General features: G+C 40.9%; 3 protein-coding genes. All 3 read right to left on the bottom strand.

The window, feature by feature from the left end; genetic code table 11:
- Nucleotides 1–200: 200 nt before the first annotated feature.
- Complete coding sequence (locus tag H1P_RS32865) at nt 201–536, bottom strand: hypothetical protein (protein ID WP_144875628.1); 336 nt, start codon at nt 534–536, stop codon at nt 201–203.
- A 213-nt stretch (nt 537–749) separates the two neighbouring features.
- Nucleotides 750–1,643, bottom strand: a complete 894-nt coding sequence (locus tag H1P_RS32860) for a hypothetical protein (protein WP_144875626.1) — start codon at nt 1,641–1,643, stop codon at nt 750–752.
- Nucleotides 1,644–1,656: 13 nt separating this feature from the next.
- Nucleotides 1,657–1,893 carry a hypothetical protein gene (locus H1P_RS32855; RefSeq protein ID WP_144875623.1) on the bottom strand — a complete coding sequence of 79 codons (237 nt, stop codon included), beginning with the start codon at nt 1,891–1,893 and terminating at the stop codon, nt 1,657–1,659.
- Nucleotides 1,894–2,225: the final 332 nt, after the last annotated feature.

Raw genomic sequence — 2,225 nt, 5'->3', positions numbered from 1 at the left:
CCCTTCGGGCTGAAGTCAGGAGGATAGAGTCAGGAGTCAGGAGTTAGATCAAGCCCGAAGTTGGTCTAAAGGCAAGGGCGCGTCGCCTGTGGTTTCCCAGGCGTTCATGTCGCCCGCTCGCCATTTTTAGGCGAAGAGAAACAAAATATATTCAAGTATTGAATCCTCGCTCCTTCGCCTCAGAGGTAAAACGACTGACATCACGACTTCAGATTTCTGACTTCGTGAAATAAATATTGATATAAACTTTCCAATGTCCAAACTGCATGACGACGTGGATTAACAGCGGTCGTAACCTGACGAGAGTTTTTCGTAATTTGTGTATTACCTGCCAAATTGTGAATGAACATGGTGTTGGCAGTTCCGAAAAGACGCTCGCACACAGAACCAAAACGTGGTTTCCCCCCTGGTCTAGTTTTTGAGGTACATTCATACATTGCCAGTAGCCTTTCAAAATAAATGCTACTAAATTCTTTTCCGCCGTCCACTACCAAACATTGAGGGAAACGCCCAGAACGACGAACACAGTCTCGCATCACCATCATGCAACTACGATACGATGGAGGGTCGAAAGTTAGATAAAGAGCTAAAATCCGCCGAGAATAGGCATCCGATACGAAAGTTACCCAAGGACGACCTAATATTGCTTGAGTTTTCGAGGAAACTAATTCGATATCTAGCTGGGTATGATCTAGATGGCAAATAGCCCAAGGACGGTCTCCATGTCGCGGTGTGGTAAATTCTAATTCTCAGTAAAAAGGTTCGTATTTGTATGCAGCACGAGAACCCTGACGTTTTTTTGTTTGTTCGTAGTCAGGTCTACTATTACAAAATTTGAGAAAAGTTTTATAGCTGGGAACGGTGGTGTTTTGCTGTTGGCAAGCATTAACTAAAGCTCCATATACTGCTCTTTTGCCTTTCTGTTTGTAAGTTTCATAGTCCTGGGCAATATATTCGTCCATCAGTTTCAGGGTCAAGGTAGGTAATTTTGATTGTCGATTACCTTTTTTGCTGTTTTGAGGCAGCAAACCAAGATAGCCGTAACCTTTTGTTTGTTCGGCTTCTTTCCAACTTTGAATCCAACGATAAAAGCTACTTCTAGGAACGTTTTTATTTCTAGGAGAAGAGCCGATAAGGTAAGGTGCAACGATCCGATAACGTCGATTTGCTTCTGCACAATCTGACTCGCTAGCATCAATAATTTCTGAATAAATCTGGCTCTGGTTCTGAGTTTTATTACTGATTACAGTGATTTTTTCTGAGCTTATCAATTCTTCAAAAACTGTAATCGATAAGTTAATGACATTTTGTGGCGAATTTAATAATGTCACCTCTGTCGAACCCAAGTTGAGAACTCGCCAATCAATTCCATCCCAAATTATCTGACTTCCGACAGTTGGTTTGACCAATATCTGGTTGTTTGTGTCCCCAAAATTTTCTGATTTAATTGGTTGGGGAATTGAATAGGCTGTTTCAACAGAAAGAAAGAGTTGAACTTTTTTCGCTTCGCTGGCTAAATCCGCAGCACTCAAATCAACGTAGAGTTTCTTGGTCGCGATTAGCCTGTAAATTTCGTCGGGCTTAAATTGCAATTCCAGTAGCTTTGATAGTGTTATTCCTGGTTGCGTTGCTACTAACCCCATAATTTTTTCTTGGTTAGATATTGGCGTGTCTAACTCTGTAGAAGCTCGAAAGTAATCTTCCAGAAAGATGACTTTCAAATTGAATAGTCACCCCCATTTTTTGACTGGGATAGCGACCACTAACATTTCCTCTCCGACTTTGTACTCTCCGAGAGGGCGGTGAAGAGCGAATTTGTTGGATTTGTTCTCTTGTTGACTCCCTGAATTGAAGCTTGAGACACCAATCACGAAACTGTGAGCTGTTCAGCATGGCACTTTTGCTCTCGGAAAGCTGTTCTTTTTAAGCAGATTTTAACTTATTTAGTCTCACTTTATGCTTCTATTTTTAGTAAAAGTCTCATTTTATGATTCAACAATTTTTCCCTGTCAAAAATTTAGTTGACGAATTTACTGACTTTTAGAGTTTAAACTGTCCCATTTTATGATTCTACTATTCCCACTTTATGGTTCAAGTTACACAAACAGTTAAATAAAATAGCGAATCGCTCATCTTTCTGGCATGGGGGTCTGGGAAACTCCCAGGTAGGCAGGGAAAATAGAAAAATTATCAGAAGACAAAACCTTCACTTGGGCGAAGTGCGG

It is taken from the genome of Hyella patelloides LEGE 07179, from assembly GCF_900659865.1.
Taxonomy (GTDB): domain Bacteria; phylum Cyanobacteriota; class Cyanobacteriia; order Cyanobacteriales; family Xenococcaceae; genus Hyella; species Hyella patelloides.
Note: the sequence above shows the minus strand (reverse complement) of the source record. Positions and strands in the feature narration are given on the sequence as shown.